Raw genomic sequence first — 16,471 nt, 5'->3', positions numbered from 1 at the left:
AGCTATTATTCAAACTGGTTTTTAATAGCATAACCTGAGTCTTTCAAAAGTTTTTCTCTTCTAAATAAATCAACATCAGCAGCAACCATTTCTTTTACCAAACCCTGTAAATCATATTTTGGTTCCCAGCCTAGTTTTGTTTTTGATTTAGTAGGATCTCCAATTAGTAATTCAACTTCAGTAGGTCTAAAGTATTTTTCATCTACAGCCACTACTTCTTTTCCTATTTCTACCTGAAAATCCGGATTAGAGCAACTCACTACATATCCTTTTTCATTAATGCCCTCTCCTTTAAATCCAACTTCAATTCCAAGTTCAGCGAAAGCGAGCCTTACAAATTCACGAACCCGGGTAGTTACCCCAGTAGCAATAACGTAATCTTCTGCTACCTCTTGTTGCAAAATCAGGTACATAGCTTCTACATAATCTTTAGCATGTCCCCAATCACGCTGAGCATCCAGGTTGCCCAGATACAATTTCTCTTGCAAGTTCATTGCTATTTTAGCGGTTGCCCTGGTAATTTTCCTTGTTACAAACGTTTCACCACGTAACGGACTTTCGTGATTAAATAAAATCCCATTGCAAGCATATATTCCATATGCTTCGCGATAGTTAACGGTTATCCAATAAGCATAGAGCTTAGCCACTGCATAAGGAGAGCGCGGATAGAATGGAGTAGTTTCAGATTGGGGTACAGCTTGAACCAATCCATATAATTCAGAAGTTGAAGCCTGATATATTTTTGTTTTCTTAGCAAGTCCTAATAGTCTAACTGCTTCCAGAATTCTTAACGTACCAATACCATCGGCATTGGCAGTATACTCAGGGGTATCAAAACTCACCTTAACGTGAGACATTGCTCCCAGATTATAAATTTCATCTGGCTGAACTTGTTGAATTATTCTTATAAGGTTAGTTGAGTCACTTAAATCACCATAATGCAAAATTAAATTTTTATTCTCATCATGCGGATCCTGATATAAATGATCTATTCTGTCGGTGTTGAATAAAGAACTACGGCGTTTAATGCCGTGTACTTCATATCCTTTTGATAATAATAATTCAGTTAAATAGGCGCCGTCCTGGCCTGTAATTCCTGTTAAAAGAGCAATTTTTTTCATAGATAGCTTTTTTTGACTTATAAATGATGTAAGATGTCAAATATAAGCATTATTCAAAAATCATAATGTATACCATTTACTTTTTATCAAATGGCTCTATTAATTATTAATTTAATAAAAAATGCTCGATATTAATTCTTTCTAATGTGCACACATTATTAAAAACAAATAACGAATTTAGAACTTATATAACAGTTTAATTGCAATTATTACTCTCATTATATTATTGTTTACAATAACAACAGGTTATTTGTTACGTTCATACTTTAATAATCTAATTTCTTATGAAATCACTTACAGTAAAATCATTATTGGCATTAATACTCATTGGATTGTGTTCTTTTACCATCTATCTTTCTAAAAAACCAGTAAAAAAACACTATGATGAAGGGGTTAATAAAAACCAATCATTAAATATTAATATCAAAATTGATGATTTGCATCCGGGAATTCAGATACCAAATGATTTTTTAGGTTTGAGTTATGAGATTACTTCTTTAACAGATAGTGTTTATTTCCGATCAAATCATGTAAAATTTAAAAACTTGATGGCCGGTTTGGGAAATGGTGTTTTAAGATTAAATGGATATTATGGAAATTTCGTTCCATGGGGTAATCATGAGCGTAATGCTATAATGTCAAAAGGCAGCAACTATTATCTTACAGATTCTATAGCAACTTCTGATTTGGACTCTGTATTTGCTTTTGTCAGGCCAATTGGATGGAAAGTTATCCTGGGGATACAATTGCCTCATTCTACTCCTGAGAGGACTCATGATGAGGTAAGTTATGCGTGGCGAAAAGGCAGTGATGTTATCAAAGCATTTGAAATTGGCAATGAACCTGAAGGCTTGTATAAAAGTAATTTTGCAAATTATTATAATGATTTATCACCGCATATTTCAATAATAAAAAACAAACTACCACCAAACGTTCCAATATGCGGACCGGCCTCGGTTCATCCGGACTTATTTATAGCCCCATTTATTAATAAATTTTATAATAGAGTTAGTTTTATTACTTATCATGATTATCCGGTTGGGGAAAATAATGTTAAGAATAATGTAGGTCAACTGTTAGGTAATAATGCCGTTATTACAGCATACAACAAATCACATTTTGTAGATTCTTTATCAAGAATTAAAAATGTGAAGTACAGAATATCTGAATGTAATAATTATGCTGATGAGGGCTCCGGAGTTGCGGACAGGTTTGCTTCAGCCTTATGGGGCATCGATTTTATGTTCACAGTAGCACAAAATAATGCCCAGGGGATAAATTTTCATGGTGGAGGAAGAGGCTTTACCCCTATTTCTGTTAACAAAGGTAAAGTTATAGAGCCTCAACCGCTTTACTATGGTATGCTATTCTTTCACCTTGCAAGTCAGGGGCAATTGCTTCCTATTAAATCGAACTCATCCAATACAGCAATAAAAGCTTATGCTGTGCTGGGTAAAAATCAAACAATATTTTTAACGCTGCTTAACAAAGACCCTTACAACAGTGCTACTATCAACATTGCTACCAAATCAAGTTATGGAACTGGAAAGGTAATACAATTACTGGCTCCTTCTGTATCAAGTAAAGATTCTATAACCATGGGTGGTTCATCTATTAACCGTCTGGGGGTATGGAAAGCAAAATCGGAAGAGACGATCCTTCCTCAGCATGGCTCATTTAATATAAATATTCCTGCGGGCAGTGCTACCTTAGTCACACTACCTCGTCAATAATAAAAATAAACTAACTGCATAAATGCCATTCTAAAAACAGAACGGCATTTATGTAGTCTACTCCGGCCCCAGTTTAATGCATTTTCCTGTCTTTACACGCGCTAAATTCAGACCGTCTTAAACTTTTTTCATAAAGGTAACACTAGTCATAAAAAATGGTACGCCCCACCTGCCAAGCAAACGAACTATGCTTACAATATTTTCATTAGCATGGCCACATTGAACATGCAGTAATATGATAAAAAAGCTGCTATAAATCTGAAAATATCTATAGTGTTGTTTCTGTCTCAATATTGCATCGCCATTTAAGTATATTATGAGGACTTTATCTGGTAATATTTTTTCAAAATCATATAAATAAAAAATGGACCATAACGTAAATACCTTTTGCTCATTCTTTTAGGCTCTTTTAATAACCGAATAAACCACTCCAACCCTAACCTGATCCAGAATTTCCTCGGTCTTTTTACCGTACCGGCATAAAAATCAAATACAGCACCTATTGAGCAAATTACATTAACATCCAATTTATTTTTAAACTCATATGCCCATTTCTCTTGTTTAGGTGCTGTCATGCCTACAAACAGCACATCTGGTTTAAAAGAGTTTATAATATCTAGTATAAGTTCGTTATCCTTTTCGTTAAACTTTGGTTTATATGGTGGCGAGTAAAATTTCGCCGTTATATTTGGATGCTCTGTTGCTAGTCTTTCTTCTATTTTATTTAGTGTATTCAATGAAGACCCCAGATAGAAACATCTTCCACTTTTTTTATTTAATTCTGATAATAAATGTTTGTGTGCTGTGGCCCCAGCTATTTTCTTTATTTTAATACCTGTAAATAATTTTACGGCTAATACAATGCCAACGCCATCAGGGAGTAAGATGTCTGATTGGGCAAGGGCATCCCTAAATTCTCCATCTTTTTCAGCAATGCAATACGAGTATTGATTAATCGTATTTAATACTATTTTTTTATCAAGCGGAATTACGCTTAGGTCATCAACAAAAATATTGTAACCTAAACAGGTTATTTCCTTATAGTTATTAGTTATTTTAGTCTGTGAACCCATTAATTATGGCTGTATTAAGCTACCTGTTAAAAACTAATAACTCTATATTTTATTTTTTTTATAAATTTCTATATGCCGTTTCAAGTCTTCCTGATTTTCAAAACGGTTTTTTATTTTTTTTGCCGGGTTACCAGCATATATTGAATAAGGGGCTACATCTTTTGTAACTACCGAGCCTGCAGCTATAATGCTACCCGTACCAATGTTAATACCGCCTAAAATTATTGCTCCAAAACCAATCCAAACGTCATTCTCAATAGTGGTAAAAGTATCCTTTCCTAACCAATTATAGTCATTATCTCTTATTGCCGATGCCATCCTTGTTGAACATCCTATCTGTTGATAATGATGATCATATCTTCCAACAATAGCAACAAAATTTGCCATCAATACATCATCGCCTATTTTTACGCTGCTTTCAATCACAGAATATTTGCCAATGTAACAATTGTCGCCAATAATTATTCCGTTTTTCCCCCATAAAAAGACATTCCTCCCAGCATGAAAATTCTTCCCAATAGAATATGTTCTCCACTTGACTTTAACTAAATAAATATCCCTGATTTTTCTGAATAAACTACCCATAATCATTTTTTAAGTTTCAAGTACCTCAAAATGTAAATTAAAAAAGTAGCAATCTTCGATTTCAGTCGTGAACCAATACCCATTTTGCGTTGAAAATATTTTTGGAACTGTTTATTAACTTCCACTTTTCCCGGCAAAATAAATTCCTCTTTTAAATCCTTATCCATTTTGGGTAAGTATCGCGAAGCTGAACCAGTTGTATGCGTAGCCATGTCGTCAAAACCTATATTCAGTACTTGCGAGTAGACTGGATATAAGGTAAGTCCCTGAACCCGAAATTGATGATAAAACCAGCGTATTGCCCATGAATCAATTTTTTTATTCATTTGTTTTTGTAGCATAGATGAGAGATCACTACCGCCCCTATTAAAAGATTTCTGCAGTATTTTGTTTGCTTTAAAATCTTCGTAAGATTTCACATCCCAATCTACGCTCAACCACCGGTCTTTCCATGTTGCCCATCCCCAAGACCATCCTCTACTTAAAAAGTAAGCATCTTCTTTAGTTTGCCCTTTATTTTTTAAATTAAATGAATAACCCGAAACGGAAAATGCATTTTGAGTATTAGCATATTTATTTAGGGCTTCATTCATAAACACCAGAAATCCAGGTGAAAACACCAAATCATCCTCCAGCACAATAACGGTATCATGTTTTTCAAATATGGCTGATACTCCACCTATAATAGAAGTAGCCAGACCTTTATTTTTTTCAGAAAAAAACAATTCTACACTTTTAAATCCCGTTATACTTTTCACGTAATCACGAACATCGTTAATTAAAAAAATATCCGATTCATTTTTAGGCCCGTCTGAAAATATAAACAACTCACTATCCAAAGATAATTTGCATTTTCTCAATGAATTTATTGAACTTTTTAACGTGTCAAGCCGCTTATATGTAAATATTACAATTGGTGCTAATTTAGTAGTCATTTAACATTGCTTTTATTAGTTATAACTTTTACCAAACCTGCTATCCAATAAACTTCTGGAATAGGAGCCAAATATCCGTAAAACATCCATAAGAAAATAAAAGTAAGGAATAGGAGAGTTTTTTTTTGCCCACTTATATCTAATGGAGAGATTATTGGCTGATTTAATAGAATATAATGTTTTAAAAAACTGGCGGAAACTTAATTTATTATGTTTAAAGTTAATACCAGTATCTCTAACATGACTTTTAACGCATGCGCTAACCGAAACCAATAATTTATACCCTTTCCTTTTGCAACTTAAAGAGAAATCCTCGTCAGCAGCATAATGAGGGAATTTTTCTTCATCATATAACCCTACTTCTTTAAATGCACTAATTGGTATTAATGTTCCTCTTCCTGTTAATAAATCCGTTGGCAAGTAACTTACTTGATTTACAATTGATGAATACTGACGATTATTTACAGGGTTACTTTTAAACTTTGCCAAATAAGAATTCCAGGATATGCCTGCAAACTGGATTCTTTCGTTATCATCAAAATAAACGGATGTAGAACCTACTAAACAGGGTTTATTTTGCTCATATACTAACAAAAGTTGCTCCAAATAATCGGGATTAACCACTAAATCATTATTAAGAGTAAGCACAAGATCACTGCCTGATGTTGATAGTTTAAGCGCTTCAGTAACCCCAATATTAGTTGCTCCTGTCCACCATAGACTATTATCGCCTGACAATAATACAACTGATGGAAATTCGTTTATAATCATTTCAGATGTTCCATCTACAGAACCATGGTCAACAACAATAATTTTAAAGGCCGTTGTACGCTGTTTAAGTAAAGAGTAAATACATTCACGTGTATATTCTTTTCTATTAAAAACAGGTATTACGATAAAGATCATTTTGCTTTTGTTTGTTACAAAACATTAAAAAATAATTTCATATCTCTTTCGTTCATCATTCTAAATTCTCTTGTACATACTAAACCTATTACCAACCATGTAAAAAGTGTATTCAGATCAAAGCTTGTAAATTCTTCTATGAAAAACAGTAGCCATCTTCCTGCAATTAATAGGCCAAGCATTTTACAAAGAAAATTATTGGAATTATTGATGGCAAAATAAGAGGCAAAAAACAAAATTAAGAAATAAATAACCACGCCAATAATTCCAGAGTAAAGAAGTACATTTAGAAAGCCTACCTCCGAACCGTAACGCCCTCTATGATCGGCAAATGTGTCGAAATAATCTGTTTTATATTTTCCTGATGCTCCCTCACCCATTAATAAGGTGCCATTTTTAGCAAGCGACGTCAACACTTCTACATATAAAAAAGTCCGTGTATCTGCTGCTAAATCTTCATTTCCTAAATCACCCTTTTGGGCCTTTATAGTATAGCTATTATTTTGAGACGTTTCTACAAATATGTTGTATTGCCCACTAACACCTAGATAAAGAATTAAAAGAGGCAAGGCAAATATAAGTATGTGAATAACCTTTATCCATGATTGTAGCACATACCTTCGAAAATAATAGAGCGATAAAATGAGTAAAGAAATTGAAGTTTTTATAATATTTGATCTAAAATCAATAACAATTAATATTGAAACAACAGCTATAAACAAAATCAGTTTACGCCACTTGGGTTTTAAATAAGGAATTAAAAGAATAAAAACACTGATAGGAATCATTAAACGCGAATAAAGCTCACGATTAGTTACTATAGCCAGCGGAATTATCAAAAAACCAAAAGTGAAAAAATACTTTAAAATGTATTTTAATATTAACCTGACCAAATAAAAATTATTCCCCAAGAAAAAGGCCATTGGAATAAGAAAAAAGAGCAGAGAAGAAAGCAACAAAAACTTCCAATCCCAGTAATCAATTGCAAAAAATGCACCGCGAATAATTGTAAATATATTCCAAACTAAAAATAATTTTAACAATAGCGATATAATAGTAGGTATATCCTCATTCCAATTACTTTTACTACTAAAATATATTATTATTGATAATGCTAAATATTTTACAATAAACGATAATGGAGTAAAGGACTCATCATTAAAACCGGCGTTGCCAATATTTGACAAAGTATCTCCTATTGCAATAAAAATCAGCAAATAAAATATTAGTTTCTTATACTTCATTTATAAATTGCCGTTATAAATCATAGATATTTTATTCACAGAAGCCTCCATCGAATAATTTAAATTCACATTGTTTAATGCATTTAAAGCTCGTTGTTTTGCCAGCTCAGGATTTTGCCAAATATTAAAAATACTTTCTGCCAAAATGTTATAACGGGGGGCAATTAATAACCCATAGTCATTATTTTTGATCAGGTCTCTTAAACCTGGGCTGTTATATAAAACAGAAGGCAATTGGCAAGCCATTGCTTCAATAGACGCAATACTAAGGCCTTCAAATTTAGAGGTCATCACAAAAACATCTGATGCAACTAAATAGTCGCGTACATTTGTTTTGTTATTAAAAAAAAGTACTTCTTTAGCTACCCCCAGTTCAGTAGCTAATGCTTTCTCTTGGCCTTCCAAATTACCTGTACCTAAATGAATATATACAATGTGCATTTTTTTTACCAGTATGGATAATGCCCAGATAATATCCGAATGATTCTTAATAGTACTGCAGCTACCTGTAGATATTATTATAAATGCATCATTATCGATATTCAGCTTCTCTTTTATTAAAAGCTTTTCGTTGGAATTCGTTAATGGATAAAACCTGTTTGAATCAAACCAATTATTTACCTGAACAGTAGTGTTTTTATAATAGTTCAGCTCATTTAGGTAAACGCTTTCACCAATAGTTTGAAAAGTTAAATGAAACCATTTTTTAGCTGTTAAACGCAGTAGGTAATGCTTAATCCACGAGATGCTTCTTGATTTAAAAACATTGTGAAAAGTCATAATGGTTTTCTTTCCGGTTAAATACCCGCACAGTGAAAAATACCAAAAGACGTTTGACCGATGAATGTGGATGATATTAATATCATTATCTTTTATAAACTGGATAATGCGTTTCAGATAATTGAAAATATAAAATGGATTCTTACTGTCTCTTTTAAATGGTCGGTGAAAAACGGGAATACCTGTAGCTTCAAATTGTTTGGCAAAATCGCCCACACTTTCTCCAGTGCTTATCGCAACTAACTCATATCCTTTATCCCTGAATAATGGTGCTGCGTTCGAATACATAATTTCAGCACCAGAAAACTTAATTTCATTAAAAATATGTAATACTTTCATAAATTATGTTGCTCTATACTGATAATGCTGCTATTATTCTAACAATTATAAACTCCATTTGACATCATTTTTAACAGGCTTGTTGGGATTGCCTACTGAGATACTTTTTGCTGGTACATCATTCACTACAAGACTTCCCATACCTATAATACTGCCATCATTGATTGTTGTACCTTTAAGGATAATAACCCTACTTCCAACCCATACATTGTTACCTATAAAAACAGGCTTTTCTTTATTAATTATTTGATCTTCACTATTATAGATATTATGCGTATCACTGGCCCATAATTCTATATGATCTGCAAATAAGCAGTTTTCACCAATAAATATCGCATTATCCAGACCGGCATTTATTATTCTTATGCCTCCAAACGTTGTGTTTTTACCAATACTAATATTGCAGTTATTTCCTCTGATAGTGATATTAGCGCTTCTCAGCTTTACTCCTTCTGCTATATCTATTTGATTATTCTCCCCATCTATTCTAATAGCTGAGTGTGATACGATAGCATCTCTAATTCGGAGTATGTTACCTGAACCATTGATTATCAAACCACTTTTTTCAAAAAAGACCTTCTGGAAATCAAGCTTGTTTTTAGGTGATATTTTTATTGAAAATCTGAAAAACGAATTTGTTTTTAATGGTATTTTACTAAAACTGAAGGCTATTAACATTTTATTAAAAAAACACAATAGCATTTTCATTAAATTCTTCATATAGATAACAATAGTATCATTTACCAATAACAAGCACCTTCAACAATTTGTGCGTTCCGGGGACGCTCTTTCTCTCCAGGCCTAACCCAAAAATCGTTATATAAGTTTTCGTAAGGATAAACAATAAAATTCTCCCACCGTTTTCCTTTTATTCCAAATAATAATTGTGTTACTCCTCCTAAATGAATTGCCTTTTTTCCAAGTCCTTTAACATAAGATGCTAACGGCAATCCGTAGGCGCCACAACCTAAAATACATATATCGAAATTGATGGCTGCAATTTTTTCTTTCATACTATCCAAAGCCTCAAACCAATCATTGAAATTTGATATTTCGCCAGCAATAGTTTGCACAGCTTTAATAGTTATTAATTCAAAATCAGGCAATAATTTATTATCGAAAAGTTTATCTTTTATCAGAAATTGTTGTTGTATGGTCTCCTCAAAAGGATGTACCACCAAAACCTTTTTATTTGCTAAAGCAGCGGTCCACGGTTTATTTACAAAAAAAGGTTCCAAATCTTCAAGCATTACTCGTTTGGCATTGATTAGATGCTCACTAAAAAACTTTTCCTCTTTAAGCCAAGAACCAAGTAAATCAACATTCAATAAATCTGATAACATTAGCTCACAAAACTGTTCGATCTTTTCTATATTTCCCGGAAAGAACCCAGACCACCTTTGCATTTGATCTATTGTTGCTTTCTCCCACCACCATGGCGGCGTTTGGCCCTTTATATAAGTTTTTACGTTTTTGAATTTATTGGGGTATTTGACGGCCAAATAATTTGTTAAACATAATGCTTCGGTTGAACCAATTCGCGCAATCATAAATGGTTCATCAGCTATTAATTTTTCATATATAAGTTCTGAAGCATATTCCTTGTTAGGAAACATTTTCCAATTGCGACCAAAATTAGAAGCGTCTGGATCAGTTACAGAATATGCTTTTTTTAATACTCCTAACGGTAGTTTTAAAATATTTTTCAAAGTGTTCTTTAATTAAATAAACTAACAATCAAATACTTCATGATTATGGTAACTGAGCTACATCGGTAGCTTTCATTCCAGTGGGGACTTTGTTTTTTTTATAATACGTCCTTATTAATTTCAATGCCGGTTTTTCCACGCCAAAAGTTACTAGGACAGCAAGTGATACAACAACCACGAATGTAATCGGAATATAAAACAACTGTTTGTCGGAAATTGTTCTCAACCTATAAATAATTACATATCCAATTACATTATGTAATAAATAAAGTGAGTAGGAAATTGTCCCAAAAAACAGAAGAAGCTTATTTTTTAAGATTGGAAGCCCCTTATAGGCAAAAGTATAGAAGATTAAATAAAAAGCAGTCAAAAAAATCATCACTGACAAATAACTATTGTCAACATCCGTATGATAAACCCACAAAAATTCGACTAATAAACTTAATACAATTAATAAATGGGACATCGGCCCACCACTATTACTCTTTAACTTGTAAAAATTAATACCCGCAATAAAAAGTGGGGCATATTGCAAAATAAGAAGTACATCAAGATACTTTTTTAACGGTATTTTAAACAGACAAGACAACACAGAAATAGTCAACCAGGGAAAACATATATAAACAATATTCTTTAATTGCTTTGCGGCATAAATAATATACATTATCCCGTAAAAAATAAGTTCAAGTTTCAAAGTCCAGTACACTTGGTCTATCAGCCTGATTTTTCCAAACCCCTGAAGCATGGTTAAATTAATAACAATTTCTTTTGCCGTATAATGCCCCAGCGTTGGAATTGGGAATAGTGTAATTAATAATGTTGTCAAAAATATTGAGGCCCAGTAGGCGGGGTACAAGCGTGAAAAGCGAGAGACTAAAAAATCAGCCTTTTTTTTACTTTTTTCAAGGGTAAGCAAAATTACAAAGCCACTAATCATAAAAAAAAGTTCAACAGCTAAAAATCCGTATATAAAATGAAATTTCCCTGTGCTATCCAAGTTATAATGATAATCATACGCTACCGTATAATGATATAGCAATACGCCAAGCACAGCTATTCCCCTTAATGCATCCAATTCCTTAAATCTATCAGGGCGAACTTCTTTTATGTCGTTATTTTTCATGCCTCCATTAGTAAGTTAGCAATGCATTTAACTGCATCGCGCTTTCAATGCACTTATCCATGTTATAATATTCCCATTCTGCAAATCTGCCCAGAAGATATATATTGTAATTTTTTAATAAACTTTTTAAGTGATTTACCTTATCACGAGTATCTTTTTGCTGAATAATATATGAGTTGGGCTCATAATTAAAAGCAAGGGCTTTTAAATTCCCTGGTAAAATATTCAATTCATTAATCATAACATCAGTATCCTGTTTTCCAGAAAACTCAACAACACAAGTTTTTCTGCTGCCTTCACCGTTATTGGTGCTGCTAAAATTACCTGTATAAATAATGCGATGCGCATTAAACTTATCTTCAGGTAGATATAACCACGAAATATCATTATCATCTGTTTCACACAAGACGTTTGATGTTCCGTTAGAAAGAAGATCTTTTACCGATTCAAGGGCGATATTTAATTCACCATCATCGATATTAATAATTGAGTGTAAATGCCGTATGTCACCTGTATAAATAACAGCATCACTTGCTAATTCATTATTTATTATCAATTTTTGATTTTTATTTAATGAAATAGTTGATAAGCAATAGGACAAGGTAATTTCTTGCTGTTCAGCAAGTTTGTTTATAATAAATTGTGAGCCACCAGCTTTAGGATAATAAAAAAAAGCATGCACCATTTGTGATTCTTCATTTCTTAAAATATTACTAATCAGAATATCTTTTATTTGAGGCATGGGGAGTTTACCATCAAGCCATTCGAGTGGAACTTTGCTAATATCAGTATTCCATATTTTGGAATTGTATGGACCAAAATATAGATTATAAAGACGTTCGCCAAAATTACCGATTAAAAAATCCTTAAAGTTTTCATAATCCTGAATATTCTTCTTTTCTTTTTGAAGTAGCTCAAGTAGTTCCTCTATAACAGGTAGCATCTTCTCTGAAGAAAGCTGGTATAAATAATTTTCCAAAGGATACCCAATAAGCTTGCCGTCCATAAATATTTTTGCATTTCTTTTAGCCTGCAAAAATTCATTATCTCGGTTAAAATGCTGCCAAAACCAATTTAAAACGTCTTTATTCCGACTGTTGAAAACATGTCCTCCAACTTTGTGAAATAAATTACCCTCTATCCTATCACACTTTATTAACCCGCCTGGTTTTTCAGATTTTTCCAATATTCTAACATTGTATTTGTTGGCAAGCATTCTTGAAATGCTTAATCCTGAAATGCCTGCCCCGATTATTGTAATATCTTTCATAAATGTATTGCACTTCTATTATTTAAACTTGCAAGCTCGATCTTAACTGATTAATGTCAAAATCACCATTATCATCACTAATAATGAAATCATCTGCGGATGGATATTGATGCCAGAAAGACCCAGGACAAATTTTTATTCCTTTTGAAATTAACACTGGTTTATAAGAAAATGAACTCTTGCTTGAGATAAGCACATCAGCAAATACCATATGTAGGAAACTGTCAACCGGCCCCATTTGCATACAGTAATTTATGTCTTTGAATTTATCAAACTCAGGAAAATCCTCAACCTCACCTTGCGAGAACAGGTACAAGGCTACTTTTTTGTTTTGTCCTATATTTTCAACTACCGTACTTAAAACATTGGCAAAATATTGATTATCCAATCCCCTGGATTTCCATGCATCCTCAGTTTCAATTTTCATGCGCCGACGGATGTGAACAGCGATATTTAAGCAATCAGAATCATAAATCAATTTATCATTTTTCCTTGCCTCCGCCCCGAAAAATTTGTCAGACAAACTTTTATAAGTATCAAATTGGCGCATATACCCCTGATCAATTTCCAGGCAAAACAAAACATTTTCTTTATCGTATGAATTAATTATGCGGTCAATTAAATCTATTTCATCCTGATTTTCAGAATCAAATCTAGGTAATTGTACTATTCTATAATGCTTCTTTTTCAGTTCATGTGCATGTACCTCATTTTCTCCAAACCCTAAAAAATATTCCCATTTTTCTGTAGAAAAAGGTGAATGGGCGTAATTAAGACCGAAATACTTAGAAAAATATAAGCCAGAGTTCCAATTCGCCAACTGATGCCCAATACCTGCCCCATAATTGGGTCGCAACGTTATATATTGAGTTTTTTTTACTGTTTCATCCTTTTCATTTTTGGATTTAGCCATCAAACGGTAATGCCAATAAGATTTATAAATTTTAAACTGAAAAGATGTATTGGCTATTTTATTTACAAAAATAGAATTTAGCCGTCTCTTTATCTTTCCAACGATTGCCTCTTTTCCATAATTGGGGCTTAAAGCTAAGGAAGCCTTATGGTTATCTGCACGCATAATTTCTAATTAAAAATTTTCAATTTGCATTTCAATTTCAACAAGTATAAAGAAGATAATAACTCTGTAGGAAGATTTCTCCATCTCTTCTTTAATCTATCCGCAAGTGTTTTAGGCTTCGCATCTTTTAAGAATCCTCTTTTCCTAAAATCAACATAGATATTATTTTCCTTAAATAGTTCTATCACTCCTTCATACCATCTACCCTGCACTACCCCGGTAAATATATAGGGTACAATTTCATTTATGTTTAACTTATATATATTTCTGTTTACAGTGTAAAACTTATGCGGCAGTAAATTAGCCCTTTTGGTACCATTGGTTTCAAACTGCCAAGGACTTTCCCAAGTCTTTATATATTGAAGTAAAATTTCTTTTTTCCATAAAGCGGCCTGGCAACATACCCTATCAAGTGCACTTTGCCCTATAATCCATAAATCTGTATACTCAGATAGCGAAAAAGGCCCTTTTGTGTTTTGATCTGTAAGATGTAAACAATCAATATCATTTTCCTTCATTCTACCTACGAAATCACTTACAGTTTCAGTTTTTACGGGTGCTTTAAGAAAATAATCTTCCTGCATATATAAGATTATATCCTCATCAATTACATTCAAAGCCCGTATCAAACATTCACTCCAGGTTACTTTATCAGCGTCTTTGGTTATTGAGCTGTTCTTTACTGATATGATATTAAGTCCAGGATAACTAAACTCTTTATACTCTGTATTTAAATATATTTTACCTTTATAATCAGGCCAATAGGTGCCAAATAACTTAAAGAATGGATACCAGCAATCCTCAAATCGATCAGTCGTATTGACAAAAATGGAATATGAATTGTTCATTTATATACCCTTCCTTTTTTAACTATATACTTTATATAATGTTTATATCTATCAACCTTCTTCAAGACCAATTCATTTAATAATTGTTCGAATGCAGGCATACACCTAGCAAACCATTTTATTACTTTTTATATTAATTTCACATAAAACCCTGTGTATAAATTCGAATAGTAAATATCCAGCTTATTTGCTTCTAAAGCTATTCCATTTTCCATTTACTATCGCTCTAAATTGTAATGAAATAGTGTAATAATAAATTAAATAAATTATGGTATAAGCCAATCCACAGCTAAATAAAAAAACGATCTTATTTCCCGAAACGCCGGGTGGAGTTATAATTGCACATAAGCCAAAAAACAACAATCCGACAAGTATCTCTTTTATTAAACCCCAAAATTCAGCCTTATTTAATTCTGCCAGCTTTAAAATCCGGATCGGGAAATAAGTGCAATTTAAAAGAACAATTGATATTAAAAAAGCAAGCAACTCACCGGTAATTCCCCATAAACTAACAAAAACTGCTACGACCAATAAATAGATCAAATTACGCGCTATAATTACAAGATTATTCTTTTTTATATCACCAAAAGAATAAAGAATGTTAGATATACTATATGTTATAGACAATAAATAATAAGCAAAACAGGAGATTATATTGTTCGTATTGCCAAAATAATGAATTTTCCCAACCCATATAGCTACAATATCGCTATCAAACAAAAGTAAGCCGCCTACAATAAATCCTGTAACCCATATGATATAAGTTATAGATGTGGTTATTAAATGCTTGAATTTGTCTTTATCGTATGAGCCTGAAAGATGTGAAAACGCAGGCAAAGCCGAAATCGTTATATTATTAACAAAACCTGTCAAAATTCTTATTGGACGTCTGGAAAGTTCAAGCAATGTTACGGCCTCAGGTCCCAAATACCTGGAGACAATTATCAGGTCAATATTCCCCGATAAAGAATTAAAGGTTTTACCAAAAAAGGTATAAATGAATATGTTTATGAGTGATTTAGTGTAACTCATATCAAGTTTATAGCTTATGTTCTCTCTTTTTAAAACAATATAAGAATGAACCATGGAGTAAAGAACTGTGAGTAGCCCTCTTATCAAAAATGTATATGCAATAGAATAAATACCAGCGCCGCTTATTAGCAACACAATATTAAAAACAATTGAAAATACACTTATCAAGGTTGAATAGAATCCAAACTCTTTAGTTCTTTGAAAACCTAATAAAATATTGTTAAAGGTATTTGCCAGTAAACTAAAGCATGTTCCAATTATTGCTAAACGAAAACAAGTTATGAGGATTCCCACATCCTTTCCAGTATATCTGATAATAGTACCGACATAATAAGAACAGACCAGGCCAATACCTAAAACGGTGACAAACAATAATAAGGAAATCAACAATCCTGAAGTAATGGCCAAACCGATTTCATTTCTATCATTTTTCCCTAATGCATTCCCCACTTTTTGTAGTAATACGTCTCCCACACCAGGGTCGGCTATGCTAAGCCACATCATAATATTACCTGTAGCCAACCATGCACCATATAAATTGATATTTATATAATGCAGATAGAGAGGGACAATTAAAATACCATTAACTATGGCAATAATAGTTCTCAGATTTAAAAAGAAAAAGTTCCAGATGGTTGATACTTTTCTTTTGCTATTCATTTTAAACCCAATTTAGTTATAAGAAATCATTGAAC

General features: G+C 32.6%; 15 protein-coding genes. 1 reads left to right on the top strand and 14 read right to left on the bottom strand.

Going from position 1 to position 16,471, the window contains the following annotated elements:
- Positions 1-5: 5 nt before the first annotated feature.
- A complete protein-coding gene (gene gmd / locus JN11_RS01695; protein WP_144908998.1) occupies positions 6-1,121 on the bottom strand; it encodes a GDP-mannose 4,6-dehydratase in 1,116 nt (371 codons plus the stop codon).
- A 284-nt stretch (positions 1,122-1,405) separates the two neighbouring features.
- Between gmd and JN11_RS01690 the strand changes: the two genes are divergently transcribed.
- Positions 1,406-2,854: a glycosyl hydrolase family 79 C-terminal domain-containing protein gene (locus JN11_RS01690; RefSeq protein ID WP_144908996.1), complete on the top strand. Its 1,449-nt coding sequence runs from the start codon at positions 1,406-1,408 to the stop codon at positions 2,852-2,854.
- Between the two features lie 314 nt (positions 2,855-3,168).
- Here the strand turns inward: JN11_RS01690 and JN11_RS01685 are convergent, their stop codons facing one another.
- From JN11_RS01685 to JN11_RS01625, 13 genes are all read right to left on the bottom strand, one after another.
- Positions 3,169-3,927 carry a WecB/TagA/CpsF family glycosyltransferase gene (locus JN11_RS01685; RefSeq protein WP_144908994.1) on the bottom strand — a complete coding sequence of 253 codons (759 nt, stop codon included), beginning with the start codon at positions 3,925-3,927 and terminating at the stop codon, positions 3,169-3,171.
- Between the two features lie 42 nt (positions 3,928-3,969).
- Entirely contained in the window at positions 3,970-4,512 is a 543-nt protein-coding gene (locus JN11_RS01680; protein ID WP_246138922.1) for an acyltransferase, read from the bottom strand.
- 2 nt (positions 4,513-4,514) lie between these two features.
- Complete coding sequence (locus JN11_RS01675; RefSeq protein ID WP_144908990.1) at positions 4,515-5,447, bottom strand: glycosyltransferase; 933 nt, start codon at positions 5,445-5,447, stop codon at positions 4,515-4,517.
- Positions 5,448-5,462: 15 nt separating this feature from the next.
- Positions 5,463-6,353, bottom strand: a complete 891-nt coding sequence (locus JN11_RS01670) for a glycosyltransferase family 2 protein (protein ID WP_144908988.1) — start codon at positions 6,351-6,353, stop codon at positions 5,463-5,465.
- A 14-nt stretch (positions 6,354-6,367) separates the two neighbouring features.
- Positions 6,368-7,597 (bottom strand): hypothetical protein, encoded by a 1,230-nt coding sequence (locus JN11_RS01665; RefSeq protein ID WP_144908986.1) that lies wholly within the window; start codon positions 7,595-7,597, stop codon positions 6,368-6,370.
- Positions 7,598-8,716, bottom strand: a complete 1,119-nt coding sequence (locus tag JN11_RS01660; RefSeq protein ID WP_144908984.1) for a glycosyltransferase — start codon at positions 8,714-8,716, stop codon at positions 7,598-7,600.
- A gap of 45 nt (positions 8,717-8,761) precedes the next feature.
- Positions 8,762-9,436 (bottom strand): acyltransferase, encoded by a 675-nt coding sequence (locus JN11_RS01655; protein ID WP_144908982.1) that lies wholly within the window; start codon positions 9,434-9,436, stop codon positions 8,762-8,764.
- Between the two features lie 20 nt (positions 9,437-9,456).
- On the bottom strand, positions 9,457-10,425 hold the full coding sequence (locus tag JN11_RS01650; protein WP_144908980.1) for a GT-D fold domain-containing protein: 969 nt from the start codon (positions 10,423-10,425) through the stop codon (positions 9,457-9,459).
- Positions 10,426-10,468: 43 nt separating this feature from the next.
- Positions 10,469-11,548 (bottom strand): acyltransferase family protein, encoded by a 1,080-nt coding sequence (locus tag JN11_RS01645; RefSeq protein ID WP_144908978.1) that lies wholly within the window; start codon positions 11,546-11,548, stop codon positions 10,469-10,471.
- Positions 11,549-11,555: 7 nt separating this feature from the next.
- Complete coding sequence (locus JN11_RS01640; protein WP_144908976.1) at positions 11,556-12,818, bottom strand: protoporphyrinogen/coproporphyrinogen oxidase; 1,263 nt, start codon at positions 12,816-12,818, stop codon at positions 11,556-11,558.
- Between the two features lie 22 nt (positions 12,819-12,840).
- A complete protein-coding gene (locus JN11_RS01635) occupies positions 12,841-13,896 on the bottom strand; it encodes a hypothetical protein (RefSeq protein ID WP_144908974.1) in 1,056 nt (351 codons plus the stop codon).
- 5 nt (positions 13,897-13,901) lie between these two features.
- Entirely contained in the window at positions 13,902-14,744 is an 843-nt protein-coding gene (locus JN11_RS01630) for a hypothetical protein (RefSeq protein WP_144908972.1), read from the bottom strand.
- 183 nt (positions 14,745-14,927) lie between these two features.
- Positions 14,928-16,436 (bottom strand): lipopolysaccharide biosynthesis protein, encoded by a 1,509-nt coding sequence (locus tag JN11_RS01625; RefSeq protein ID WP_144908970.1) that lies wholly within the window; start codon positions 16,434-16,436, stop codon positions 14,928-14,930.
- Between the last annotated feature and the right edge of the window lie 35 nt (positions 16,437-16,471).

The organism is Mucilaginibacter frigoritolerans (assembly GCF_007830615.1).
GTDB lineage: Bacteria > Bacteroidota > Bacteroidia > Sphingobacteriales > Sphingobacteriaceae > Mucilaginibacter > Mucilaginibacter frigoritolerans.
This window is presented reverse-complemented; position numbering and strand designations above follow the sequence as displayed.

Bases quoted from the DNA above. Each gene is read 5' to 3' on its own strand.
- JN11_RS01685 (WP_144908994.1), bottom strand. From the start codon at position 3,927: ATGGGTTCACAGACTAAAATAACTAATAACTATAAGGAAATAACCTGT.
- JN11_RS01655 (WP_144908982.1), bottom strand. From the start codon at position 9,436: ATGAAGAATTTAATGAAAATGCTATTGTGTTTTTTTAATAAAATGTTA.
- JN11_RS01645 (WP_144908978.1), bottom strand. From the start codon at position 11,548: ATGAAAAATAACGACATAAAAGAAGTTCGCCCTGATAGATTTAAGGAA.
- JN11_RS01680 (WP_246138922.1), bottom strand. From the start codon at position 4,512: ATGGGTAGTTTATTCAGAAAAATCAGGGATATTTATTTAGTTAAAGTC.
- JN11_RS01625 (WP_144908970.1), bottom strand. From the start codon at position 16,436: ATGAATAGCAAAAGAAAAGTATCAACCATCTGGAACTTTTTCTTTTTA.
- JN11_RS01660 (WP_144908984.1), bottom strand. From the start codon at position 8,716: ATGAAAGTATTACATATTTTTAATGAAATTAAGTTTTCTGGTGCTGAA.
- gmd (WP_144908998.1), bottom strand. From the start codon at position 1,121: ATGAAAAAAATTGCTCTTTTAACAGGAATTACAGGCCAGGACGGCGCC.
- JN11_RS01675 (WP_144908990.1), bottom strand. From the start codon at position 5,447: ATGACTACTAAATTAGCACCAATTGTAATATTTACATATAAGCGGCTT.
- JN11_RS01690 (WP_144908996.1), top strand. From the start codon at position 1,406: ATGAAATCACTTACAGTAAAATCATTATTGGCATTAATACTCATTGGA.
- JN11_RS01670 (WP_144908988.1), bottom strand. From the start codon at position 6,353: ATGATCTTTATCGTAATACCTGTTTTTAATAGAAAAGAATATACACGT.
- JN11_RS01635 (WP_144908974.1), bottom strand. From the start codon at position 13,896: ATGCGTGCAGATAACCATAAGGCTTCCTTAGCTTTAAGCCCCAATTAT.
- JN11_RS01665 (WP_144908986.1), bottom strand. From the start codon at position 7,597: ATGAAGTATAAGAAACTAATATTTTATTTGCTGATTTTTATTGCAATA.
- JN11_RS01640 (WP_144908976.1), bottom strand. From the start codon at position 12,818: ATGAAAGATATTACAATAATCGGGGCAGGCATTTCAGGATTAAGCATT.
- JN11_RS01630 (WP_144908972.1), bottom strand. From the start codon at position 14,744: ATGAACAATTCATATTCCATTTTTGTCAATACGACTGATCGATTTGAG.